19 protein-coding genes are annotated in these 24,412 nt (G+C 71.5%); 3 read left to right on the top strand and 16 right to left on the bottom strand.

Going from position 1 to position 24,412, the window contains the following annotated elements; all coding sequences use genetic code 11:
* Positions 1–15: 15 nt before the first annotated feature.
* The 10 genes from ACFRKB_RS06720 to ACFRKB_RS06675 all read right to left on the bottom strand — a co-directional run bounded on the left by ACFRKB_RS06720 (position 16) and on the right by ACFRKB_RS06675 (position 8,362).
* A complete protein-coding gene (locus ACFRKB_RS06720; RefSeq protein ID WP_383103871.1) occupies positions 16–537 on the bottom strand; it encodes an anthrone oxygenase family protein in 522 nt (173 codons plus the stop codon).
* A gap of 40 nt (positions 538–577) precedes the next feature.
* Entirely contained in the window at positions 578–1,219 is a 642-nt protein-coding gene (locus ACFRKB_RS06715; RefSeq protein WP_383103869.1) for a hemerythrin domain-containing protein, read from the bottom strand.
* 98 nt (positions 1,220–1,317) lie between these two features.
* Positions 1,318–2,157 carry an NAD(P)H-binding protein gene (locus ACFRKB_RS06710; protein ID WP_383103868.1) on the bottom strand — a complete coding sequence of 280 codons (840 nt, stop codon included), beginning with the start codon at positions 2,155–2,157 and terminating at the stop codon, positions 1,318–1,320.
* Between the two features lie 90 nt (positions 2,158–2,247).
* Complete coding sequence (locus ACFRKB_RS06705) at positions 2,248–3,033, bottom strand: SDR family NAD(P)-dependent oxidoreductase (protein ID WP_365974970.1); 786 nt, start codon at positions 3,031–3,033, stop codon at positions 2,248–2,250.
* Positions 3,034–3,329: 296 nt separating this feature from the next.
* A complete protein-coding gene (locus ACFRKB_RS06700; protein ID WP_383103866.1) occupies positions 3,330–3,974 on the bottom strand; it encodes a ScbR family autoregulator-binding transcription factor in 645 nt (214 codons plus the stop codon).
* 112 nt (positions 3,975–4,086) lie between these two features.
* Entirely contained in the window at positions 4,087–4,740 is a 654-nt protein-coding gene (locus ACFRKB_RS06695; protein ID WP_383103864.1) for a ScbR family autoregulator-binding transcription factor, read from the bottom strand.
* A gap of 44 nt (positions 4,741–4,784) precedes the next feature.
* Positions 4,785–5,867, bottom strand: coding sequence for a PrsW family intramembrane metalloprotease (locus ACFRKB_RS06690; protein ID WP_383103862.1), 1,083 nt, complete (start codon positions 5,865–5,867; stop codon positions 4,785–4,787).
* On the bottom strand, positions 5,864–6,466 hold the full coding sequence (locus tag ACFRKB_RS06685) for a hypothetical protein (protein WP_383103860.1): 603 nt from the start codon (positions 6,464–6,466) through the stop codon (positions 5,864–5,866). The genes ACFRKB_RS06690 and ACFRKB_RS06685 overlap by 4 nt, the downstream gene beginning before the upstream one ends.
* Before the next feature lie 37 nt (positions 6,467–6,503).
* Positions 6,504–7,091 carry a cupin domain-containing protein gene (locus ACFRKB_RS06680; RefSeq protein WP_383103858.1) on the bottom strand — a complete coding sequence of 196 codons (588 nt, stop codon included), beginning with the start codon at positions 7,089–7,091 and terminating at the stop codon, positions 6,504–6,506.
* 128 nt (positions 7,092–7,219) lie between these two features.
* Entirely contained in the window at positions 7,220–8,362 is a 1,143-nt protein-coding gene (locus ACFRKB_RS06675) for a type III polyketide synthase (RefSeq protein WP_383103857.1), read from the bottom strand.
* A gap of 680 nt (positions 8,363–9,042) precedes the next feature.
* Here ACFRKB_RS06675 and ACFRKB_RS06670 point away from each other — a divergent pair.
* Both ACFRKB_RS06670 and ACFRKB_RS06665 read left to right on the top strand, forming a co-directional pair.
* The gene (locus ACFRKB_RS06670) at positions 9,043–13,083 is read left to right on the top strand and encodes a molybdopterin-dependent oxidoreductase (protein WP_383103910.1); all 4,041 of its coding nucleotides are present in this window, start codon (positions 9,043–9,045) and stop codon (positions 13,081–13,083) included.
* A 228-nt stretch (positions 13,084–13,311) separates the two neighbouring features.
* A complete protein-coding gene (locus ACFRKB_RS06665; RefSeq protein WP_383103855.1) occupies positions 13,312–14,583 on the top strand; it encodes a cytochrome P450 family protein in 1,272 nt (423 codons plus the stop codon).
* A gap of 72 nt (positions 14,584–14,655) precedes the next feature.
* Here the strand turns inward: ACFRKB_RS06665 and ACFRKB_RS06660 are convergent, their stop codons facing one another.
* From ACFRKB_RS06660 to ACFRKB_RS06650, 3 genes are all read right to left on the bottom strand, one after another.
* Complete coding sequence (locus ACFRKB_RS06660) at positions 14,656–16,104, bottom strand: serine hydrolase domain-containing protein (protein ID WP_383103853.1); 1,449 nt, start codon at positions 16,102–16,104, stop codon at positions 14,656–14,658.
* Positions 16,105–16,254: 150 nt separating this feature from the next.
* Positions 16,255–17,220: an aldo/keto reductase gene (locus tag ACFRKB_RS06655; RefSeq protein ID WP_383103851.1), complete on the bottom strand. Its 966-nt coding sequence runs from the start codon at positions 17,218–17,220 to the stop codon at positions 16,255–16,257.
* On the bottom strand, positions 17,217–17,630 hold the full coding sequence (locus tag ACFRKB_RS06650) for a MerR family transcriptional regulator (RefSeq protein WP_383103850.1): 414 nt from the start codon (positions 17,628–17,630) through the stop codon (positions 17,217–17,219). The genes ACFRKB_RS06655 and ACFRKB_RS06650 overlap by 4 nt, the downstream gene beginning before the upstream one ends.
* Before the next feature lie 128 nt (positions 17,631–17,758).
* On the opposite strand from ACFRKB_RS06650, the gene ACFRKB_RS06645 reads away from it, so the two are divergent.
* The gene (locus ACFRKB_RS06645; RefSeq protein ID WP_383103848.1) at positions 17,759–18,382 is read left to right on the top strand and encodes a DUF1349 domain-containing protein; all 624 of its coding nucleotides are present in this window, start codon (positions 17,759–17,761) and stop codon (positions 18,380–18,382) included.
* Between the two features lie 64 nt (positions 18,383–18,446).
* On the opposite strand, the gene ACFRKB_RS06640 is transcribed toward ACFRKB_RS06645, so the two are convergent.
* The 3 genes from ACFRKB_RS06640 to ACFRKB_RS06630 form a co-directional block, all read right to left on the bottom strand.
* Entirely contained in the window at positions 18,447–18,662 is a 216-nt protein-coding gene (locus tag ACFRKB_RS06640; protein WP_383103846.1) for a hypothetical protein, read from the bottom strand.
* A 161-nt stretch (positions 18,663–18,823) separates the two neighbouring features.
* Positions 18,824–22,342, bottom strand: a complete 3,519-nt coding sequence (locus ACFRKB_RS06635) for a phosphodiester glycosidase family protein (RefSeq protein ID WP_383103845.1) — start codon at positions 22,340–22,342, stop codon at positions 18,824–18,826.
* A gap of 331 nt (positions 22,343–22,673) precedes the next feature.
* Positions 22,674–24,350 (bottom strand): SpoIIE family protein phosphatase, encoded by a 1,677-nt coding sequence (locus ACFRKB_RS06630; RefSeq protein ID WP_383103843.1) that lies wholly within the window; start codon positions 24,348–24,350, stop codon positions 22,674–22,676.
* Positions 24,351–24,412 lie beyond the last annotated feature (62 nt).

Here is a 24,412-nt window from a genome sequence, read left to right as displayed (position 1 = left end):
CGGGCCCAGGGGGCGTCAGAGCGGCCGGGCCGCTCCCCTGCCGTGCAGGACCAGGGCGCGACCGAGCGCGCCGAGGGCCGCCGTGCAGGCCAGGGTCCTGACGACATTGGCCGAGGTCCACGGCCGCTCGAATCTGCCGCGTACCACGCCGAAGTCGGTGGCCCTGCCCAGTGATACGGCGCGGGCGAGCATCCTGTTCAGCGGGACGTTGACGCAGAGGGTGATCGCGACGGACAGGGCGTAGAGGGCGAAGGCGGTCCGGGTCCAGCGCGCGGCGTCCGGCCTGTCCAGGCGTCGTTGCAGTACGGCGGCGACGCCCGTGGCGAGGAACACCCCGACGAACAGCAGGCCGAACAGGGCGCTGTTGTCGATGATCTGGTTGATGGTGCCCATCGCGGTGACGAACGTGGGGTCGTCGGCGTCGGCCAGTCCCGGCATGACCGAGACGTCGAAGGCGAAGTAGAGCCCCGCCATCAGCCCGGTGCCGATGGTGGCGGCGGCGAGCACGGGGCCGGCGACTGCTGGAGCGGTCTGCATCGGGGCTTCCTCATCCGGTCGGGCCTTCACAACGGGCGGGTCAGTGGGGGCGGATCACTCCGGCCAGGGTCCGTTCGTACCGCCGGCGCAGTACCGTCCGGCCGATCAGCCGAACGGGCGGCGGGATCGTGGCGGCGACATGCGCCACCGAGCGTTTGTCCGCGCCGTCGAACATCCAGGGCTGGAGACGCGTCATGACCGCGAACGGGGCGCTGGCGATCACCTTCCGCTCCACGGCGAGGTAGTCGTCCGGGGCGAGCCGGGCGAAGACGGGGAAGGAGACGGTCTCCTCGTCACGCAGGTGATCGCGGAGTACGGAGTCGAAGCGGGTGGCCGCGGAGCCCACGGCGGTGAGATTCCCGCCGGGGCGCAGTGCGGCCGAGACCGCCTCCATGGCGCGGTCGAGCACGGCGTGGTCGTCACCGAGCCGCCGTGCCTCGGCGGTGAACCGCGGTGCCCTGCTGAGCAGTTCCGGCCAGAGCACCTCGTCCTCGCTGTGGTGGTGCCAGTCGATGATGTCGCGCAACTGCCGCCACCACGTGGCAGCCGCGCCGAGCCCGGCCGGGGTCAGGGCGGGAGCGGCGGCGAGCAGCCGGCGGGCGTCCCGGCGCATCGCGATGTGCATCAGCGCGAATCCGTGGAAGTGACCGGGCAGGGACGCGAGTCCGAACTCGCTGGACATGGGGGTACTGATGGCCGCCTCCTCGCGGATGGTGCGTCGTGCGCCGCCGGTACGCGGAGGCCGTCCGCGTACCGGCAGCGCCCGTTCGCCGTGCGGGGTCAGACGTTCCAGACGCCGCTGGCGGCGGCGTCGCGGGCGAAGTCGGAGAAGTCACGGGGCTTGCGGCCGAGGGCTTCCTCCACTCCGTGCACCAGATGCGCGTTGCGGCCGTCGAGGATCAGTCCGAACAGGTCGGCGAACTCGACCGGCTGCCCGTGCTCCGCCAGCGCGGCGCGGTAGTCGTCGATCGAGACCGGGATGTAGCTGATCTCCCGGCCGGTGGCCTTGGACAGCTCGGTGGCGACGTCCTGGAAGCTGAGCAGCCGGGGGCCGGACACTTCATAGGTCTTGCCGATGTGCTGGTCTCCGGTCAGCGCGGCGACGGCCACGTCGGCGATGTCGTCGGTGTCCACGAAGGGCTCGACGGCGTCACCGGTCGGCAGCGCCAGCTCCCCGGCGAGCACGGGGTCGAGGAAGAAGCTCTCGTTGAAGTTCTGGTTGAACCAGCTGGCCCGGACCACGGTCCAGTCGGCGCCGGACTCCTTCATCTTCTCCTCGCCGGCCTGCGCGCCCTCCTCGCCGCGGCCGGAGAGCAGCACCAGACGGCGCGCGCCCTGGGCGACGGCGAACGCGGAGAACTCGCCGACGACCTCGGCGGCCCCGGGGAAACCGAGGTCGGGGTAGTACGTGATGTAGACGGCTCCGACGCCCTCCAGCGCGCCCGCCCAGGTGGCCGGGTCCTCCCATACGAAGGGGCGGTCGGCGTTGCGCGAACCGATGCGCACCGGAAGGCCCTTGCCGGCGAGCCGCTCCGCGACCTTCCGGCCGGTCTTGCCGGTGCCACCGATGACGAGGGTCGTCTTCGTCTCTGCCTGGGCGTTCTGCGTGGTCTGTGTCATGCGTACAGTCAAGTCCACTCCGGTGAGACGGAACATAGCCACGAAGCTCAGTTCCATACGCGTGCGTCTACGGCCCCCTCGGGGATCGGCTCAGGAGTAGCCCATGCCACCGCAGACGTTGATCGCCTGCGCGGTGATCGAGGCGGCGCTCTCCGTGGTGAGATAGCCGACCAGGCCCGCGACCTCCTCCGGGGTGGAGTAGCGCCCGAGCGGGATCTTCGCCTCGAACTGCGCCTGGACGAAGTCCTCGGTGGTGTCCCAGGCCGCGGCGTACCCCTGGCGGACCCGCTCGGCGGTCGGGGTCTCCACGTACCCCGGGCAGACCGCGTTGACGGTGATACCGAGCGGCGCCAGTTCCTTGCCGAGCGACCTGGTGAAGCCGACGACTCCATGCTTGGAGGCGGAGTAGGGCGCGCCCATCAGGACGCCCTGCTTCCCGGCGGTCGAGGCGATGTTGATGATGCGTCCGTAACCCGAGTCCAGCAGACCGCCGTGCACCAGGACCTCGCGTGTCAGCAGGAACACGCCGTTGAGGTTGGTGTCCATCACGTCGTACCAGAGCTCGTCGGCTATCTCGGCGGTGGGCCCGCCGCCGCCCCGGCCCGCGTTGTTGACCAGGATGTTGACCGGGCCGAACTGCCCGACGACGGCGGCCACCAGCGCGGACACCGACGCGCGGTCCCGGACGTCGGCGACCGTGCCCTCGGCCTCCATCCCCTCGGCGCGCAGATCCTCGACCGTCTGCTTGACCTCTTGCGCGGTCCGCGCGCAGATGAAGACACGATGGCCCCGGCCACCGAGCTCCCGCGCCACCCCGAGTCCGATCCCCCGTGTCGCGCCGGTGATCAGGGCCACCGGATTTCTCGGGGCCGTCATCGGTTTCTCCTGGTACGCAACGGCCCCGAAACCTGAATCTCCACGGTTTTCCTCCGCACCTCGTCGAATCCCCGCCGAATAACTCTTCGACGCCAGGCATGTTAGACCCGCACGGGCTTCACTTCTTGAATTCTTGAGTAACCGTCGAGCACATCTCCAACGTCTTCATTTACCGGGCATGACGGCGGAATTGGGGTACGCGACAACCGCCGAAAAGCGCGCCGGAGCAACGTGGCGCGAACCATGGGGGAATTCCACGGCGCCGTGCGGAAAGAGCCCCGTCCCGGCCGGACGATTCATGCCTCGCTCGCGCGGGGACGGGCCGCCCCCGGAGAACCGCGGGTGACCAGAGAGTCCGGCCGCGCGGCCAGTCCCGGCAGCATCAGCTCCCAGAACCGGGTCAGCGCGGGGCGGGAGAGCCACTCCTTGCCGTCCCGGGCGCCGAGGACCTCGAACCCGACCGTCGCCGCCAGCAGGGCGTCTGCGGCATGGTCCGGCACCACACCGTCCGCCAACCCGCCGTCGGACGCGGCGCGTTGGAGTATGCCCTCGACCCAGCACCGCCACTGCCGGCGCAGATCGACGCCGCCGGGGCGCGAGATGTCACCGCTCAGCTCGAAACCGGCCTGTACGACGACGTCTTCGTCGAGGCGGCGCATCAACGCGTGGGTGGCGTCGACCAGGAGTTGCAGGACCTGAGCCTCGTCGCAGCTCTGCGACTCGGTGATCAGCCGTACCTCCCGGGCGGCCTCCTCCTCGACCGCCCCGGCCAGGGCCTCCTTGCTCGTGAAGTGGAAGTGCAGCGCTCCGTTGCTCACCCCGGCCCGCCGGCTGATCATGGTGAGCGACGCCGGGACGAACCCCTCGGCCGCGAAGATCTCCGCGGCGGCCCGGATCAGTGATCGCCGGGTGCGCGCGGCGCGCTCCTGTTTGACCATCATCGTCTCCTGGTGCGGGGGACCGGAAGCGGTGCGTGGGCGGAAACAATCCGTCGTGGCGGTTTGTAACGGCCCCAGTCTCCCCGATCGCACCCGCGGCCCGCTCCCGTACGGCTCAAGAGCCGCTTGAGGCCGACCGGAGAGCGCGGACGGCTTCGACGCGCGCGCCCCGGTCGGGCGCCACGTCCAGTTCGAGCAGCAGGCGCGGCATCACCACGCTGGGCAGGAGATGCGCCCACATCACCGACATCCGGCGCTCCACATCACGACGTCCGGCCACGACGCGCGCGTAGACCTGGATCCCCGCCCAGGCGCTGACCACCAGTTCGGCCGTCTCTCGTGGCACGACGTACGGCAGCAGCTCGCCCCGCTCCGCCGCCCGCAGCAGCAGGTCCTCGCCCAGCCCCGCCCACACCGGGAACGGGCTGACCTCGGAGAAGTCGACCGACCCCCGCTCCACGGCGAGCCTGAGACCGGCCCTGACGACCGGGTCGTGCAGGGAGCGGTACGTGACGGCCATCGTCATGTCGATGAGCTCCTGGACATGGGAGTCCGCCGGTTCCACGGCGAGGTCCCCGGTCAGCGCGCGCAGCACACCCCGCGCCAGCTCCTCCTTGGACGGGAAGTGGAAGTAGAGGGCGCCCTTGGTCGTCCCGGAGCGCGCCGTGATCTCCGTGATCGTCGCGGCGTCGTAGCCGTACCGGTCGAAGACGGAGGCCGCCGCCGCCAGGATCGCGGCGCGTGTTCTGACCGCACGCTGCTGTGCCATCGGGACGCTCCCGTCGCACCGTCCAGGGGTTCACCGGACAGACGTCACCCGTTCACCCGTCGTTCACTGTCAAGCGTACCCACCGAACCGGGCGGTCTGTATGTTCCGGCCGCGTACTCCTCGACCACCGCGAGATGGCCGGCGGCCCGCAGAGCGGCGGCGGGGCGGCGCGCCGGCGGCACCCGGCGCAGGGCGCGTCTGCGGGAGCGGCGGGTGAGCAGTTCGATGGAGAACGGGGATTCCGGCGAGAGCAGGAAGGCACGGGCCCGGCGCCGCGCGCGGCGCCGCAGGACGACATAGAACCCCACGGCGACAAGGAAGTTGATGACCACCTTGCCCGCGATGCCACCGGCGGAGCCGAGCAGGGGTGAGTCGAAGAGCCAGTGCATGGTCATGGCGGTCAGCAGGCAGAGAGCCGCCGGTACGATCCGCCGGCGCACCGGCCGCCCGCTGTGGGCGAGCAGGATGCCGATGCCCGTCCCCGAGACGGCGGTCATCGCCCAGTGCGAGCCGGGGCCGGTCAGTCCGACCCGGGTGACGAAGGACTGGAGGACGTCGTTGTCCGCGTTCACTCCCCCACCGCTGAGGATGGAGTTCATCGCGTAGGTCCAGTTCTCCATGACCTGGAAGCCGAGTCCGGTGAAGGCGCCGAGGAAGAACCCGTCGAGCGGACCGCGTACCAACTGCCGTGCGCCGAGGGCGATCAGCGCGACGCCGGACACCTTGAGGAGTTCCTCGTTGAGCGGGGCGGTGAGCGCGGCGCCCCACCGCGAGCCGAAGTCGATCCCGGCCGCCTTGAACCAGATCCCCTGGAGACCGCCGTTGGCCACGATCGCGCAGCCGGTCGCCGCGGTGGCCCCCCAGGCGACCCCGCTCCAGGCCCAGCCGCGCGGCGGTGCCTGGAACGGACGTACCCGCCCCAGGACGGCCACCCCGATGCCCAGTGTGACCAGCAGCAGCAGAAAGGCCAGCACCGCCGGGCCGGGGAACACCCGGATGACCGGGCCGAATTCGAGGGCGAGCAGCGCCAGTCCGAGGAAGCACAGGACGCCGCACAGCCAGCCCACCGGCCGCCGTCGGAGGGAGCCGCGCAGTCCCGTGTACGCGGAGGCGACGGTCGTCGTCATGGCGCCTCCCGGGGGAAGGCCACGGAACGGACCATGGCCGCGGCGTCCGCCGAGGCGCGCGGATCCGCGTCCGGCCTGGCCAGTACGGTGATCTCGACCGCGTAGCTCAGGTCGGGCGGCAGCCAGACGGTGGCCGTCCCCGTACGGTCGCCACGGGTCAGTGTGCCCGTCTCGCCCTCGGCGCCCCCGGCGCTGGTGACGGGGTGAGGAGGGCCGAGCCGGGTGTTCTCGTACGTGACGGACTGGACCTTGCGCAGGCCCGCCCACAGCTCTCCGGCCTGGCCGGGCGCGGTGAGGGCGACATACCCGGCGACCACGTCGACACCGCCGCGGGTCAGTACGTACATCGAGTCCGGGTCGCTCGCCGACTTGCTGAGCGCCCAGCCGGCGCCGGTCACCCGCAGCACCGCGATGTTGTCATCGGGCCCCAGCTCCAGCAGCGTGCCGTCCGGCACCCGCTCGTGATCGTTCAGGGCCCGGTCGATCAGTGGCCAGCCGGCGGTCAGGGCGGCCATGACGAGCAGGACGCCGATGACCGACGACCGGGCCCGCCGGAAGGTTCGCCGCGGTGGGCGCCTGCTGTCCGATGCGGAGTCCATCCCCCTACGGTCAGTCAGGGACCGCTTTCACGCAGCGTCAGTGACTCATACGAGTGGCCGAGGAAGCGGAGCCGACATCGCCGCCGGGACCCTCCTGGGCGTCGTGGCGCAGGGGGGTGAGCTGCTCGATGTCGTAGCGCAGCCGGAGATCGGCGATGGCGGCGGGATCGGGCGTGCCGCCGTCCTTGAGGATGTCGAGGAGTTCCTTGAAGTACCGCTCATGACCGGAGGGCGGGGACGACTGGAAGAACATCTTGGCCGGGCTGTCGCCCCGGTTGGCGAACGCGTGCGGACAGCCGGGGGGCACGACGATGACCGTGCCCGGTGTGGCCCGCACCGGTTTCAGTCCCGAGACGGACTCCCAGTGCCGCCAGTCCTCGCCGAGCACCCGCGGTTCGAAGGCCAGCACGTCCAGCTCACCGTCGAGGATGTAGAACAGCTCCTCGCTGTGCGTGTGCCGGTGGGCGCCGACGTCGAAGCCGGGCGGCACGACGACCTCGAAGCTGGAGGAGACCCGGGAATGCTCTCCGGTGACCTTGAAAGTCACCTGCTGGGCATCGGTGAGGATGGTGGTGCCCCCGCCCGGGGGGACGATGAGCCCCTCGGCCTGGGTCAGCTGGGTCATGCGGTGCTCCATGACGGTGGGGGTGGTGGTCGTACGTCGGTGCGGTGGCGTGGGGCCGTTCGGGTGACGGGCTCCACGCGCCGCGGGCTCGGCACGGGGACCTGGCCGTGCCACCGTCACCGTCAGTGTCAGCGGACCGGTTCGCCCACGGGCGACGGCTCACCGTCGCGTTCCAGGCTTCCCACGAGCTGGCCTCCGGTCATCGCCGTGTCGAGGGAGGAGCCGGTCGTCGTCCAGCGTCCCAGCGCCATCTCGGCGGTGATGCCGGGTCCGAAGCCGGCGATGATGCCGCGCGAGCCGTCGGCCACCCCGCCCTCGTCGAAGAGCCTGCGCACCGCGTCGAGGACGACGGCGCTGGCGATATTGCCGTACTCGGTGAGCGTGCCCCGGCTGAACCGGAATGCCTCCGGTGGCACTTCGAGGAAGTGGCTGAGGTCATCCAGAATGCGCGGGCCGCCCGCGTGGATGATGTAGAAGTCGAGCCCGGTGGCGTCCCAGCCGTGCTGGTCGGCCATGGTGCGCAGGGCGGGCGCCAGCGGCTCCATGGTGGTGGGCACCCGCTTGTCCAGCAGGAAGTGGAAGCCGGTGGCCCGGACGCTGTAGGCGATCCAGTCGGTGGTGTCCGGTACGAGATGGGAGCCGTTGCGCTCCAGCGCGATCCCGGTGCCGCCCGCGCCGCGTACGACGGCGGCGGCGACGGCGTCGCCGAACAGCCCGTTGGACAGCAGCGATCCGACCCCCAGGTCGGTCGGCTGGTAGCAGAGCGAGCAGAACTCGCAGGCGACGACGAGGACGTTGGCGCCGGGGTACGAGCGGCAGAAGTCGTGTGCCCTGTTGATGGCCGCGCCGCCCGCCGCGCAGCCGAGTTGGGCGATCGGGAGCTGCCGGGTGTGGCCGGGGAAGCCCATGGTGTTGATCAGCCAGGCGGTCAGCGACGGCATCATGAAGCCGGTGCAGGAGACATAGACGATCATGTCGATGTCCGCGGGGCGCAGCTCGGCGTGGTCGAGGGCGCGCTCGATCACCTCGGGGACGCGTGCCTTCGCCTCGGCCTCGTACAGCATGTTCCGGTCCTCGAAGCCGGGGTGCCGGAGCGTGTCCTCGATCGGCTGGACGATATGTCGTTTGGCGACCCCGGTGTTCTGGATCAGCCGCAGCGCCAGGGGCAGTTGAGGATGGTCCGCGTGCAGCGAGCGCGCGAGAGCGAGCGTGTCCTCCATGGTGATCACATACGGGGGAACCGAGACCGCGGGTTTACACAGAGTCGCCACGTCGCGCTCTCTCCTTCGTTCGTGTTCGCTGTGAACTCCGGCCCACACTCACCGGTGGGCATCCACCCCGCAACCCGGGAGCGGGAGGGGGAAGGAGGCGGCGACGGCGGCCTGGAAGGGTCCGGCGCGGGATCCGAAGAACCTCCTGGGCTCGCGCTGTAACTACGTTACGTGAACTAGGGCCGGACCGGCCTCGCCCGTTCGGGTGATGCCTGTCCGAGGTCGGACAGGGCCCGAAGTGCCCTCCTGATCAGCGGCGCGATATTCGTATGGTCGGCCGCGACATGCGCGAGAAGTCACCGATTGTCAGCTTTATCGGCACGGCCATCCGCACCGTGGAGGGAGCCGAACGCCACCCTCCGTACCGGCGAGTCCCGATCAGGAAGCCGTGGAACGTGCGTCCGTTCGGGTCGTACGGCCGGCCCCGACCGTTCGTCCACCGTGGCTCCGCAAGTTCCGTCACGGGCCGGGGAATCCGGCCGGCGCGGGGAGCGAACACCGTCGGACGCCCGGCTCCTCACGCCCCTCTCCGGGCGGCTGTGTGGCGGGTGTAACCGCGTGCGATCACCCGGCGTGACCTGCGGGTAACGGGGGCTGCGTACGGTCGTGGCACGAGTGTCCGACCACGAAGGAGCCCGCCCGTGACCGCACCGAACCAGCGGGCCGGTGCCCTCGCCCAGGTGCGTACCGTCTGCTCGTACTGCGGTGTCGGCTGTGGGCTCGTCCTCGATGTCGCCACGGGCGCCGACGGCCGCAGGAGTGTGGTCAGGGCGGCCGGCGACACCGCGCACCCGGCCAACGCGGGCCGGCTCTGCACCAAGGGGGCGACGAGCGCAGAGATGCTCGCGGCCCCCGGACGGCTGACGAGCGCGCTGGTACGGGCGGAGCGCGGCGGCGAACTCGCCCCGTCGGCGATGGACGCGGCGGTCAAGGAGACCGCGCGGCGGCTGCGCGCGATCGTCGACGAGCACGGCCCGGACGCGCTGTCCCTCTATGTGTCCGGGCAAATGACGCTGGAGGCCCAGTATCTGGCCAACAAGCTGGCGAAGGGCTTCATCGGTACCCGCTGGATCGAGTCCAACTCCCGGCTGTGCATGGCGAGCGCGGGCAGCGGCTACAAACTGTCACTCGGCGCGGACGGCCCGCCCGGTTCCTACGAGGACTTCGATCACGCCGACGTCTTCCTCGTCATCGGCTCCAACATGGCCGACTGCCATCCGGTCCTCTTCCTGCGGCTCATGGAGCGGGTCAGGGCGGGCGCCAAACTGATCGTGGTCGACCCGCGACGCACCGCGACCGCCGCCAAAGCCGATCTGTTCCTGCGGATCAGGCCCGGGACCGATCTGGCGCTGCTCAACGGGCTGCTGCGGCTGCTGGTCGAGAACGGCCACACCGACCCGGACTTCATCGCCGAGCACACCGAGGGCTGGGAGGCGATGCCCGCCTTCCTCCAGGACTATCCGCCCGCCGCGGTCGCGGAGATCACCGGTATCCCGGAGGCGGACCTCCGCCGGGCCGCCGGGTGGATCGGCGGTGCGGGCGAGTGGATGAGCTGCTGGACCATGGGGCTGAACCAGAGCACGCACGGCACCTGGAACACCAACGCACTGGTCAATCTGCATCTGGCGACCGGCGCCATCTGCCGTCCCGGCAGCGGCCCGTTCTCGCTCACCGGCCAGCCCAACGCCATGGGCGGCCGGGAGATGGGCTACATGGGGCCGGGGCTGCCCGGACAGCGATCGCTTCTCGTGGACGGGGACCGGGCCTTCGTCGAGGAGCTGTGGGGCATCAAGCCCAGGGCCCTGCGTCCGCACCGGTCCTGCGCGGGCGGTTCGGGCGACGGCACGACGGGCTACGGCGGGTCGGGCGGTTCGGGCGACGGCGCGGCAGGCAACGGCGGTTCGGGCGACGGCGCGGCGGGCGACGGCGGATCCGGCGCGGACCGGTCCGGCGAGGGCACCGTGGAGATGTTCCGGCGGATGGCGGACGGGGACATCAAGGCGTGCTGGATCATCTGCACCAACCCGGTCGCATCGGTGGCCAACCGGACACGCGTCATCGAGGGGCTGGCGGCGGCCGAACTCGTCGTCACCCAGGACGTCTTCGCCGGCACCGAGACCAACGCGCACGCCGATGTCGTCCTCCCGGCCGCCCTGTGGGCGGAGGCCGACGGCGTGTTCGTCAACTCGGAACGCACACTCACCCTGAGCGCGCGGGCCGCCGACCCACCGGGCGAGGCCTGGCCGGACTGGCGCATCATCGCCCGGATCGCCTGCGAGATGGGGTACGAGGACGCGTTCGGCTACAGCGGTGCCGAGGAGATCTTCGAGGAGATCAGGCGCGCCTGGAACCCGAGGACCGGCTACGACCTGCGCGGGGTGACCTATGAGCGGCTGCGCCGTACCCCGGTGCAGTGGCCGAGCGCGTCCCCGGCCGGCCCCGACCGCAACCCGGTGCGCTATCTCAACGACGGTGTCAGCCAGACGCCGATCGAGCGGGCGGACGGAACGAGGCCCCGGCTGGCCTTCCCCACCGCCACCGGCCGCGCCGTGTTCTTCCCGCGCCCGCACCTTCCGGCGGCCGAGGTGCCCGACGCCGCGTTCCCGTATGTCCTCAACACCGGCCGTCTCCAGCACCAGTGGCACACCCTCACCAAGACCGGGAAGGTCGCCAAGCTCAACCGGCTCGCCCCCGGCCCCTTCGTGGAGATCCATCCCCTGGACGCGGCGGCGCTGGGGGTCGGGGAGGGGGACTCGGTCGAGGTGGCGTCCCGGCGCGGCCGGGCGGTGCTGCCCGCCGTCGTGACCGACCGGGTACGGGAGGGGGAGTGCTTCGCGCCCTTCCACTGGAACGATCTGTTCGGCGCGGATCTGAGCGTGAACGCGGTCACCAACGACGCGGTCGATCCGGTCTCGTTCCAGCCCGAGTTCAAGGTGAGCGCGGTGTCCCTCACCCGGCTCGCGGCACGCCCCTCGCAGCGGGACGACGGGGCCGTATCCGCGACCGGCACGCTCGCGGGCACCGACGCCGCGCCGGATCAGACAGCGCCCGGAAGCGAGGTCATCGTCCTGTGGGCCTCGCAGACCGGCAACGCCGAGGAGATCGCCGCGTCCGCCGCGCGGCGACTGGCCGGCGACGGGCGGACGCCGAGGCTCCTCGCGATGGACGACGTCACGCCCGGCACGCTGGCGCACACCGCCGATCTGCTCCTCGTCACCAGCACGTTCGGTGACGGCGAGGCGCCCGACAACGGCGCCCGGTTCTGGGAGGCCCTCAGCGCGCCCGGCGTACCGCGACTGGACGGTGTGCGGTACGCCGTCCTCGCCCTCGGCGACTCCTCGTACGCCGATTTCTGCGGCTACGGCCGCCGACTCGACGCACGGCTGGACGAGTTGGGCGCGGTCCGGCTGGCGCCGCGTACCGACTGCGAGCCGGAGTACGAGCGCTCCGTGGCGCGGTGGCTCGATCAGGTGGTCACCGCTCTGCGCGACCCGGCGGAACGGGGGGCGGCCACCGCGCCGGACAGCGCGCCCTCCGCCGTCCGCGCCACCGCCCCGGTCCCTGTCCCCCTTCCCGCCGACAGCCGCCCCTCCGAGGCATCCCCGGCTCTCGCGCGGCTGACCGGCAACCGGCTGCTCAGCCTGCCCGGCGCCGCGAAGGAGGTACGCGAGTTCACCTTCGACACCTACGACACGCGCGACCCCGCCACGCCCCTCCTCTACGAGGCCGGGGACGCCCTCGGCGTGCGGCCGCTCAACTGCCCCGGTCTCGTCGCGGAGTGGCTGGACGTCACCGGTCTCGATCCGGCCGCCCCGGTGGAGGTGCCCGGAGTCGGTCCCGTGCCGGTACGCGATGCCCTGCACCGCCATCTGGACATCGCCGCGATCACCCCCGGCCTGCTCCGTCTCGTCGCCGAGCGCGGCCGCGACCGTATCCTCAGGAAACTGCTGCGCCCGGACAACAAGGGTGAGCTGGCGCAGTGGACTTGGGGCAGGCAGGCGGTCGACGTCCTCGCCGAACACCCCGTCCAGGCCACCGCGGCCGAGTGGACGGCCGCCCTCCGGCGCCTTCGGCCCCGTCTCTACTCCATCTCCTCCAGCCCGTTGACCGACCCCGGGCGCATCCGTCTGACGGTCTCCGTCGTCCGGTACGAGAGCCGCCAGGGCCGCGCGCGCAAGGGCGTCGCCTCCGGGTTCCTGGCCGATGCCGCGCCCGGCAGTCCCGTACCGGTGTATGTACGGCGCGCCGCGCGGTTCCGCCCGCCGGCCGACCCCGCGACCCCCATGGTGATGGTGGGTCCCGGCACCGGCGTCGCGCCCTTCCTCGGCTTCCTCGAAGAACGGCGCGCCCGTGGCCATCGGGCCCCCAACTGGCTCTTCTTCGGAGAGCAGCACCGGGCCACGGACTTCTACTACCGGGACGAACTGGACGCGTTGCGCCGGGACTCCACGCTGACCAGGCTGGACACCGCCTTCTCCCGTGACCAGCGCGTCAAGGTCTATGTCCAGGACCGGATGCGCGAGCACGGCGCCCGCCTCTGGTCCTGGCTCCAGGACGGCGCCCACTTCTACGTCTGCGGCGACGCCTCCCGTATGGCCAAGGACGTCGACCGCGCGCTGCGGGACATCGCCGTCGCCCATGGCGGGCTGGACGAGGAGACGGCCGGGGCGTACGTCCAACAGCTCGCCACCGACCGGCGTTACGTCCGCGACGTGTACTGACCCCCGGCCCGGGGGCGCGGGCCGGCGTCGTGCGCCCGGCCGCCGCCCGCTGCCCGTGTCCTCCTCCGCGAGTGGGTCGTTTGCCCAATGGAGGAAACGACTTTGGTGATGCCTCACATGCGTGAACGTGCCCCGTCAGCCTGAACGTGGCCTGTCGGTGGATGTCCTGACCAGCCTTGTCGAATGCGCGCCGCACGCCGGCGCGGTGCGTGCCGAGGAGACCGCCTCATGAACCATCCCTCCCCGCTCTCCCCACCGCCGGAGTGTCCGGCCCACTCCCCCGGTGCGGAGCTGCTCCCGCTGTCGGCCGCGACCGGCGCGCCCGAACCCCGCGAGGTCTACCGGAGACTGCGCGAGCAGTGGGGCAATGTCGCCCGCGTCGAACTGGAACCGGGCGTACCGGCCTGGCTCGTCATGGGCTACCGGGAGTTGCTCACGATCACCCGGCAGGAACAGGTCTTCTCCCGCGACGCGCGCAACTGGCGCGATCTCAACGAGGGCGTGGTCCCGCCGTATTCGGGGCTGCTGCCGATGATGGCCTGGCGCGCCAATGTCATCGGCGCGGACGGCCCCGAACACCGCAGGCTGCGCCAGCCGCTGGACGACGGTGTGGCGCGGATCGACCAGCGCAAGGCGCGCCGCCAGGTCCAGTCGGTGTGCACGGAGCTGATCGCGCGCTTCTCCCAGCAGGGCCGGGCTGATCTGGTGAACGACTACGCCACGATCGTGCCGATGCTCTCCATCGCCTCCCTGTTCGGGCTGGACAGCGCGGAGGGCCAGGAGCTGCTGCGGGCGCTCCTCGCGCTGTTCGGCAGCGCCGACGACTCGCAGGACGGCAACCGCCACTTCGAGGAGATCCTGGTCGACGCGCTGCGCCGCCGGCAGGAGAGCCCGACCGACGATCTGACGACGGCGTTCATCAACCACCCGAATCTGCGCATCGAATCGGAACGTATCCAGTCGATGGCGGTGATGATCTCCTCGGGTACCGAGGGCGTCAACGCCTGGACGTCACTGACGCTCCGGCTGATGCTCACCGACCCGCGCTTCGCCGCCCGGATGCACGGCGGCCGGCTCGGTGTGGACGACGCCCTCGACGAAGCCCTCTGGCGCGACCCGCCCATGAACAACATGCCCGCCCGCTACGCACTGCGCGACACCGAACTCGGCGGCCGCCACATCCGCCGCGGCGACGTCCTCATCCTCGGCATCGCCGCCGCCAACGACGACCCGGCCATCCGCCCCGACGACCCCGCCGGCGAACCAGGCAACCGCGCCCACCTCGCCTTCTCCGCGGGCCCCCACGTCTGCCCCGCGCAAGTCCCCGCCCGACTGATCACCCGCACGGCCGTCAACACCGTGCTGCATCTGCTGCCCGACATGAGACTGGCCATCCCCTCCGAGGAGGTCGCCTGGCACCCCTCGCCCTGGACGCGTATCCCGGTCTCCCTCCCGGTGGAGTTCTCGGCGGCCCGGATCCCGGCCCTCGGCGGCCGGTAGCGGTGGTCGTGCACCACCGAACGGACGGGTGCGTACGGGAGGTTCGCCTCCCACGGGCCGTCCTGGCGGGTCCTAAGCGGACTTGGCCGTGGCCCGTACGCCGAAGTGCACATACCTGGAGCCGTCCGCCAGGGCGTAGAAGACCACCGGTATCCAGGCGTCCTTCGCGTTGCGCCGCCCGGCGAACACCGTCTTCGACGGCGTGTGCGACACCGGTACCAGGTTCCAGAAGAGCGGATCGAACGTGTCCTTCAGGCCGTCCGCGCCCTCGTACTTCACCTGGAGGACTCCCTCGCCGGCAGGCCGGCCGGTGACGGTCATCAGGAACCCCTCACGCCGGTAGCCGCCGACGAACGGCGTCGGATCCATGGCCGGTTGGGCGGGGTCCGCGGCCGGTTCCCCTTCCGTGGGCCCGAACCCCGGCATGGTCACCCCCGCGAGTTCGGCGGTCAGCTCGCGGCAGAGCGTCTCGAAGACCTTCGGCGCGGCTCCCCCGCCGTTGGTCAGCAGGGCGAGGGCGATCCCTGCCTCCGGGATGGCGCGCAGATAGGCGAGCTGGCCGAACGTGCTGCCGTCGTGGCCGAAGCCGCGCGCGCCGTCCCACTCGAACAGGCCCCAGCCCAGGCCCCAGTGGGCGCCGAGGAACCACTGGTCGGGCATCTCGACCTCACGCGTCAGCATCGCCTCGACCGCGTCGGCGGAGAGCACGCGTGTGCCGTCGGGCGCCGTACCGCCGTCGATGAAGAGCCGGGCGAAGCGCACCACATCGGCGGCGGTGGCGGAGATCCCGCCGTACGGGCCCGCCGAGCGGGGCAGCATGTTCCACAGTGGCGTGGGGACCGGCGGCTCGCCCGGCTCGCCCATGTGTCCCATCGCGGCGCGGAAGCGGAGCACTTCCTCGGGCAGTGTCATCGTGTGCGCCAGTCCGAGCGGATCGCAGAGCAGTTCCTTCAGCGCCTCGTCCCAGGTCAGGCCGGTGAAGACCTCGACGATCCGGCCGAGCACGTTGTACGCGGTGCTGGAGTACGACATGGTGGCGCCGGGCGGGTTGGTGAGTCCCACGTCCCTGACGCCCTCGACATAGCGGGCGAGACAGTCGTCGCCCCGGCCTGTGTCGCTCACGAAGTCGCCCTCGATACCACTGGTGTGGTTGAGGAGCTGCCGCACCGTGATCGTTCCGGTGGCCGCCGCGTCGGCCACGGCGAAGTCGGGCAGTACGTCCACGACCGGCGCGTCCAGGTCCAGCTTCCCGGCGTCGGCGAGCAGCACCACCAGCGTGGCGGTGTAGCCCTTGCTGATCGAGCCGATCTGGAACACCGAGTCCGTGGTCACCCCGACTCCGGTCCCGGTGTGCAGGATCCCGCTCGCCAGCTCATGGATCCCGCCGTCGGCGAGTACGGCGAGGGAGGCGCCGGGGATGTGGTGGGCGGCGAGGAGTTCATCGAGCCGGGCCTGCCAGCGAGCGGAGTCGAAGGCCGGGGCCGCGGTGGCGTGCCGATTCGGGTTCGGGCTCTGCGGCATGTCATCTCTCCTGCGGCTTCGAACGGTGATGAGGGCGAGCGCATCGCACGAACGGCGTTCGCCGTTCCGCACACTGTATGCAGACCGCACAGTGTGCGCAATCAATGCGTGCCGTAGGGGATCGATCAGCGCCGCCGCCCTTGTCTCACGTCAGCCGCGAGCAGCGTCCCTCTCGCCCGCCGCGATGCCGTGCGGCGCCGCCGCGTCGATCGCCGCCAGATCGCCCTCGGTCAGTTCGATGTCGGCGGCCTCGGCGTTGTGTTCCAGATAGGTGCGCCGCTTGGTGCCGGGGATCGGTACGACCCGCTGCGCCAGCAGCCAGGCCAGTGTCAGCTGCGTCGGTGTGATGCCCTTGGCCTGCGCCAGCTCGGTGACCTTGTGGACGACCGCCAGATTCGCTGCGATGTTCTCCTCGGTGAACCGGGGCAGGCCCCGGCGCGCGTCGTCGGGCGCGAGATCGTCGCGGCGCCTGATCTTCCCGGACAGGAAGCCGCGTCCCAGCGGGGAGAACGCGACGAACCCGATGCCCAGTTCCCGTACGGTCTCCAGCACGCCGTTGTGCTCCACATCCCGGCTGAACAGGGAGTACTCCGACTGAAGAGCGGTCAGCGGATGCACCGCGTGGGCCCGGCGGATCAGATCCGGGCTCGCCTCCGAGACGCCGATGCATCGGACCTTGCCCGCCTGGACCATCTCGCCCATCGCCCCGATGCTCTCCTCGATGGGGACGTTCGGGTCGACGCGGTGCAGGTAGTACAGATCGATGACATCCATGCCGAGGTGCCGCAGGGAGCGGTCCACCGCCCGGTGCGCGTAGGCGGCGCTGCCGTTGTGGCCGTGGGGCGTTCCGTCGTCGTCGAACTCGGTGGCGAACTTGGTGGCGATCGTGATCTCGTCACGCCGCTTCCCCAGGGCACGTCCGATCAGCTTCTCGTTCTCGAACGGGCCGTACGCCTCGGCCGTGTCGATATGCGTGACCCCGATGTCGACGGCCCGGTTGAGCGTGGCGATGGCCTCCTGCTCGTCCCTGGGGCCGTACCAGACGCTCATGCCCATCGCGCCCAGGCCCTCGGCGGAGACGGTGAGGCCCTGCGAACCGAGTTTCACGGTTTTCATGACGAGGGCACGCCCTTCCGGTAGAAGTCGATCTTCCGTTCAATGGCGGCGAGATGATTCCGGGTCTCATTGAGCTGTTCGAGTACGCGCTCACGGTGCTGCTCCAGCACCGCCAGCCGCTCGGCCTCGTTGCCCTCGCGCCGGCAGATCTCGGTGAAGGCGCGGATGTCGCGGATGGGCATGCCGGTGCCGCGCAGCATGACGATCCCGGCGAGCCAGCGGAGATCCTGGGCGAAGTAGCGCCGCTGGCCGGAGGGCGCGCGATCGGCGGGGACCGCCGTCAGCCCCTCGCGTTCGTAGTACCGAAGGGTGTCGACGCTGAGACCGCAGACCGCGGCGGCTTCGCCGATCGTCAGTCCGCCGTGCGGGATCTCCACATCCGGCTCACGCCGGGGAACCACTGCGCTCATGCCTCCAGCGTCCCCCCTGGAGCGCGCTCCAGGGCAAACGGAACGGGCGACGACGGCCGTCCCCGCTCGCCGCGCCCGCGCGCCGCCATGGCAGTGTGGGTGGCCGACCGCTGACGCGAGGAGAGACCATGGGCGAGAGCGCCGACGGCACAGTGACCGACACCGGGACGGGGTCCAGGACGGAATCATGTTTCGGCTTCACCGACTGGACCTGGCTGAACCGGCCCACCCAGTGGACAGCGTCCGACGACGCCCTGGACATCACCACGGAACCGGACACGGACTTCTGGATGACCACGCACTACGGCTTCGTACGCGACACGGGACACGCCCTGCTGCGGCCGGTGCCCGCGTCCTTCCGGCTGCGGGTCACGTTCTCCGGTGACTACCGCGAACAGTACGACCAGGCCGGGCTGTTGCTCCGGCTGGACGAGAAGAACTGGATCAAGACCGGCATCGAGTACGTCGACGGCCGCCGGCAGCTCAGCGCCGTCGTCACGCGCGAGGTGTCGGACTGGAACGTCGTACCGCTCGCCCATCTCACCGACACTCCGGCACCGGTGACCGTCGAACTTCGGCGCGAGGGCGACACCGTCACGATCCTGTACGGTCTCGACGGCGAGCCCGGCACGATGCTGCGGCTCGCCTACTTTCCGCCGGGGGTGGCCGCGCAGGCCGGGCCGATGTGCGCGTCCCCCGACGGCACGGGCTTCACGACGCGGTTCACCGCGCTGCGCCTCGAAACGGCCTGACCCTGCCTGGTCCGGCCCCATCTGGCCCGGCCTGATCCAGCCCGACGCGCCCGACGCGCCGTCTCTAGAGACCGCGCTTCTTCGCGCTCTCCATGGCCGCACCCATGGCCAGACCGGCCACGATCAGCACGACCGACACATAGATCTCATAGCCGTCGAAGTAGCTCATCCTCGCCACCAGCGACCAGAGTTCGAACCATCCGTCCGTCCATTCGTGCAGCAGTCCTCCCACGCCTTGGGACAACAGGAGGAAACACAGGATCCCGCATACCGTCTTCACCCCTCAAGGCTAGAAAGGGCGGGCTCAGCACGGCTATTGGCCGTCAGGAGCGACCGCCGTGACCAAAGTCGCGGGCCGGGTCCGGCTCCCCGTCCCAAAGTCGCCGCGTACGGTGGCCCGGCGTCCGGACGGACGGACGCCGGGCCACCGTACTCACCCGGTCACGCCGCGGGCGCGGCCGACCCGGCCGCCCCGGAGGCCGTCGCCGCGATCCTGATCTCCGCCCGCTGTGTGACGCCGTTGACCGTCACCGCGAGGATGACCGTCCCGGGCCGCAGCGCGGTGAGGGTGCCCGTCGCCGGGTCGAAGACCGCCGCGTGGCGGGGGCGGGCGCCGTTCCGGTCGCCGATACGGAGGTTCGGGGAGCCCGTCCAGTCGGCGCTGAGCGGGAAGCCGACCGGGACCGCCCTGGTCCCCTGGGTGACGGTCGCCGTGGCGCGAGCGCTGTTCCCGGGGGTCAGGGCGGCCGGCGCGTCCAGCGTCAGCGCGTCGGTGTGCGCACGGGTCTGCACGGAGACCCAGTCCGGGCCGCCCTTCCACGGGGCCAGCCGCGCGGCCGACTGCGCGCCCCGCGAGACCTGGTCGACCCCGATGAGCGACCAGCCGGTGAACCCGCCCTCGCCCGCCGGGGCAGCGGGCGCCTTGCCCGAGTTCCCGTTGATCAGATACGGCACGCCGTTCACCCGCGAGGCGTCGAACACACCGACATGGCCGCCGATGAACCCCGCGCCCTTGCCGGTCGTCCGGCGGAAGTCCGCGAGCCACTGTTCGAGGAGGGCCGCCTCCTTGCGGTCGCTCAGCTCGCTGGCCTTCTGGACGGTCGGATCGCGCGGCGGTACGTGCTCGATCACCATCACCGAACGGACCCGGTCGTCCTTCGCGGCCGCGTCCAGCTGCTCCCGTACCGCCCTGATCTGCGCCAGGCCTCCGCCGCGCAGCGTCAGGCTCGATGTGTCGAGGGTGAGGAAGCGGGTCCCCCGGTGGTCGAAGACCCGCTGGGCGGGGCCGAACCTGTCCACGAAGTCCTTGATCGAGCCGCCCATCACCTCATGGTTGCCCGGTACGTAGTACCAGGGCAGGGCGTCGCCCAACTCCTCGGTCAGGAGTGTCTCCGCGAAATCGAGATCCGCCGCGGACGCCTCGTCCACCAGGTCGCCGTTGATGACGAGGAAGTCCGGCTTCGCCGCCCTGATCTCGCGCAGCGTACGGCGTGCCTGCGCCACGATCGCGCTGTCGGGGTCACGGGCGACGAACTGGGCGTCGGACATCACCGCGAACCGCCAGTCCCTGGCGCCGGTTCCGGCGGCCGAGTCGATCAGCGGATCGGCCGGGCGGGGCTGCGCGGGCAGCTCCACCGTGGGCGGCACCTGCGCCGTCAGTCCGTCGATCACGATCCCGCCGGTGTACTGCTTGGTGGCGGCGGTCTCCGCGAGATAGAAGCGGTACACGCTGAGCGGCGTCGCCGCCCCGGCCGGTACGGCGAAGGTCACCTGCCGCCAGCCGGTCCAGGTGACATACGGGCCGCGCAGCAACTGGTCGGAGCCCGCCGCGTCCTTGAGATGCAGAGTGGGCCAGGCGCCCTTGCCGTCGCCCTTGATCCAGAGCGTGAAGGACTGCGGCTGGCCGGGCACCGGGATCCGCTGGGGCGGGTTCGCGTACGCGGCGCGGGTCGCGGTGGAGCGGGTGAAGTCGTACGCGAGGGCGAGCCCGGTGCCGGTGTGGCCGTCCGGAGTGGCCGCGACCGAGCCGTCCGCGCGTGCCTGGCTGAACGTCCAGGACGCGGCGTCGTCGAAGGCGGTGACGGGCTGTTCGTCGAGCCCGACGCTGACGGCGAGGACCGTCGTGACGCCGCCCGCCTCGGCCGTGACGCGCCCGGCGCCGCTGCCCTTCAGGGACTTCACGGTGAAGGAGCCCCGGCCGTCGTCGGCGATGGAGAAGAGCGAGCGGTCGTAGTCGAGCCGTACGTCGCGGGGTTCGATGGGTGCGCTGGTGCCGTGGGCGTCAAGACCGACGATGCCGAAGCCGCCCGTCGCCGTGGCGTCCGCGAGTCCGACGCGCCGGGTGGTCGGCTGGATCCGGTCGAGCCTGTCCAGGACCGTCAGCTCCATGCCGCCTCCGGCCTGTCCGCGTTCGGCCCGTACCTCGGTGGTGCCGCTGCCGCGCGCGGTGAACACGCCGTCCGCGTCGACCCGGCCCACCGAGGACCGTACGGCCCGCCAGCGCGGAGCGCCCGACGCGGGCCCGTAGGTCTCGTCGTAGCCGGCCGCGGTGAGCGCCCGGGTCAGTCCGGGGAAGACCCGCTCGGGGTGGCCGCCCTTGACGGGGTCGACGCCCGGGGCGCCGCCTGCGGGGGTACGGGGCTCGACCCAGAAGCCGGTGAGCCGTCCGCTGCCGTCCGGCGCGGTGAGGGCCAGGCCGTTGGGGACCGTGCGCTCGCTGCCGTCGGAGGGGCTGTTCTCCACGCGCAGCGCGTCGCTGCCCGGTGCGCGGGCGACCAGCGTGGACGAGCCGCCACCGTCGAGGTTGAGGGCGCTGTGGGCGCCGGCGCGCCGCATCATCAGGCCCAGCTCGGTGAGGGTGACGCCGCCGCTGTCGGCCTGCCGGCCGTCGACGGTGATCACCTGCATGGTGCCGCCGTCGCGCGAGAACCCGACGGCGGTGCGGGGCGCGGCGGTGTTGTTGCCCTCGCCGTCGTGGTTCTGCGCCACACCGTCCACGACAAGGAGTTCACGACCGCCGACAGCGGTCCGCGGGACCGGCCCGCTGTCGGTGCGCGGCCGGTATTCGAGGGTGACCGGGTCCCCGGGGCGCAGCGCGCGCAGCGCCTCGGCGCCCGCTTCCCGCCCGACCAGGACGGTCGTGCCCTCGGCGATCGCTCCGGTGCCCGGACGGTCCGTCACGGAGACGACCCTGCCGTCCCGCAGGGCGGCCTCGGCGACGGGCGTCGCCCGGTCCACCGTGAGCGCGCGGTCCGCCACGCCCCAGCCCGCGGTGTACGCGCCGATGCCGCCGGCCGGCACATTGGCCGCGTTGTAGGCCTCCAGCGCGCGGGGCCCCGAGGGGAGCGTCACGGTGCCGTCGAAGTACAGCCTCAGCAGGCGCCCGGCGTTCCCGGGGCCGATACCGATGGCCTGGTTGACCCCGGGCGCGGGCGAGTGGGTGACCGCGCCGTCCGCGATCCCGGGGCCCTGGGGCGCGCCCGTCTCGTTGATGTCGAAGAAGTCGGCGTTGATCGCGGCGACGGTACGGCGTCCGGGTCCCGCGTCATGGCCGGCGGCCAGTTCCGAGACCGTACGGCGGTCGGAGACCTTGCCCGAGGAGAGGTAGTCGGCCTGGGCGCCGGTGCCGTCGAGGTCGACGGAGAGCGCGTCCACACGCAGCCACTTGTCGGATTCGAGCCGGTCGTACGAGGTGAGCCGGACGCCGGGGGCGATCGGGCGCGAGGCCCGTGCCGTCTCGATGCCGTCGGCGTCGGCGATGGATGCCGGGGTTCCGGTGGATCTCGGGTCCGCGGTGGCCGCGCTCGCGGGTGGTGGCGCGACCGGCCGCAGCACCTCGGCGGCGGTACGGGGTCGGGGGTCGGTGGTGGAGTCGGCGGAGGACGGGGATACCGCCCCCACCGTCAGAGCGGTCACTGCCGCGAAGAGCACGGCGGTCCGCCCGGCGATGCCTGGGCCCACAACTACTCCTGGAAGACGGTGGATACGCATGGCTTGTGCGATGTCGGCCGCCAGCATTGCCGTGCACACACCAATGAACCAGGGGTTCGCGCGGACGTCGGGGAGAACACGCGGTGACGAGGAGGAAGGGGGCGGCGAATCCGGCCAGGCCCGGACGCCGGCGGGGCACCTGAAGCTGCCGCGCCGTCAGAAGCCGCGCCGTCAGAAGCCGTGCCGGCTCACCCGGTCGGCCCGGACGACCACGTCCGAAGTCCCCTCCGCCCGGGAACGCCCGGCACGCACGCTCGTCGAGGCGTGAGCGGCTGTTCCGGCGCCGGACGGGATCCCGGTGTCAGACGCTGTCCCGCCGCAGGAGCAGCAGGGCCATGTCGTCCCCGCCGGTCCGCTCCCCCACCTCCGCGAACAGCAGGTCCGCCAGCTCCTCCAGATCCGCCGGGCCCGTCCGTACGGCCTCCCTGAGCCCCTCCAGGCTCTCGCCGAGATCGATGCCCGGCTGCTCCACCAGCCCGTCGGTACAGAGCAGCAGCGTCTCGCCGGGTCCCAGCACCCCCGTGGTCACCGGATGGCTGATGCCGCCGAGTTCCGCGAACTCCGCGGAGAGCCCGAGGGGCAGCCCCCCGGACGTCTCGATCCAGTGGCAGCCGCCGTCGGCGCGCCGCACCAGCGGGTCGAGATGGCCCGCCCGTACGATCCGCAGCCCTCCGGTCGACAGATTCAACTCGACATAGGTGCAGGTCGCGAAGCGGTCGGTGCCCAGTTCGCGCAGCAGGGCGGAGGCGCGGGCCATCGCGGCGTCGGGCGGGTGCCCCTCGGCGGCGTACGCCCAGAGCGCCATGCGGAGCTGGCCCATCACCACGGCCGCGTCCGTGTCATGGCCCTGGACGTCACCGATCGTCAGCCCCACCCGGTTGCCGGGCAGCGGGAGCACGTCGTACCAGTCACCGCCGACACTCCGGCCGAACCGCGCGGAGCGGTAGCGGAAGGCGCTGCGCGCGCCGGGGACCTCGGGGACGTGCCGGGGCAGCATCGCCCGCTGAAGGTCCTCGGAGAGGTCGTGCTCCTGCTCGTAGAGGATGGCCCGTTGCAGGCTCTGGGCGATTCCGCTGGAGAGTGCGACGAGCAGATTGCGTTCCTCGGCGCTGAAGCCGCCGTGCCGGGGGTAGAGCAGCCCCATGGCGCCGATCATCCTGCCCTGGGCGATCAGCGGCAGATAGGCGCCGGAGCTCACCGACAGCCCCTCGACAAACGGCCAGAGGAGCGGGTAGGAGGACCGGAAATCCTCGCGCGAGGTGATGAAGCGGGGCCGCTGGGTGCGTACCACCTCGCTCATCGGGAACTGGGCGTCGATCCGGGTGTACCGCAGCTCCGGTACGTACGACCCCGACCGGCCTTCGGCGATCGTCCGGATCCGCCCGCCCTCCACGACACCCAGCATGACGCTCACGGCCTTGAGATGGCCGAGCGCCTCCTCGTCCCGCAGGACGTCGAGGACGTCCTCGACGGTCTCGGCGTGCGCCAGCAGGACGGTGGTGCGCTCCACCACCCCGGTCAGCCTGCGCCGTGCCTCGTCCAGATCGCTTCTGGCGGCCACCTCGGTCAGCTCGTGTTCCGCGCTCCGTACGAGGCCGATGATCCGCCGGGGCCGTCCCGCTCGGTCGTACGCGATATGCGCCTGGGCACGGGTCCACTGGCGTGATCTGTCCGGGCGGACGATCCGGAAGTACGCCCCGACCTCGGCCGTTCCCTCCTTGAGCGCCCGCGCCAGCAGGCTCTTCAGCCGGGCGGCCTCGGACAGCGGCAACCGGCGGACGAGGCTGCGCGGACTGCCGGCGTACTCCTCCGGGCGAAGGCCCAGGATCTGGAGGGCGGGCGCGTCGAGATGCAGCAGCCCGCTGGCGAGATCCCAGTCGAAGCTTCCCATCCGGTTGAGCGCGAGGCTCAGGCCCGGACGGGCGGGCCAGTCGTCAGGCAGCGACACGGCAGCCGGAGGTGCGCCCCGATCAGCCATGGAGCCACCATCTCACCGATCGGCCCGTCCCACTCCCTGAGCCGCTGCCCGGTCCGGCGCCG

The organism is Streptomyces scopuliridis (assembly GCF_042790125.1).
Lineage (GTDB): Bacteria > Actinomycetota > Actinomycetes > Streptomycetales > Streptomycetaceae > Streptomyces > Streptomyces scopuliridis_A.
Note: the sequence above shows the minus strand (reverse complement) of the source record. Positions and strands in the feature narration are given on the sequence as shown.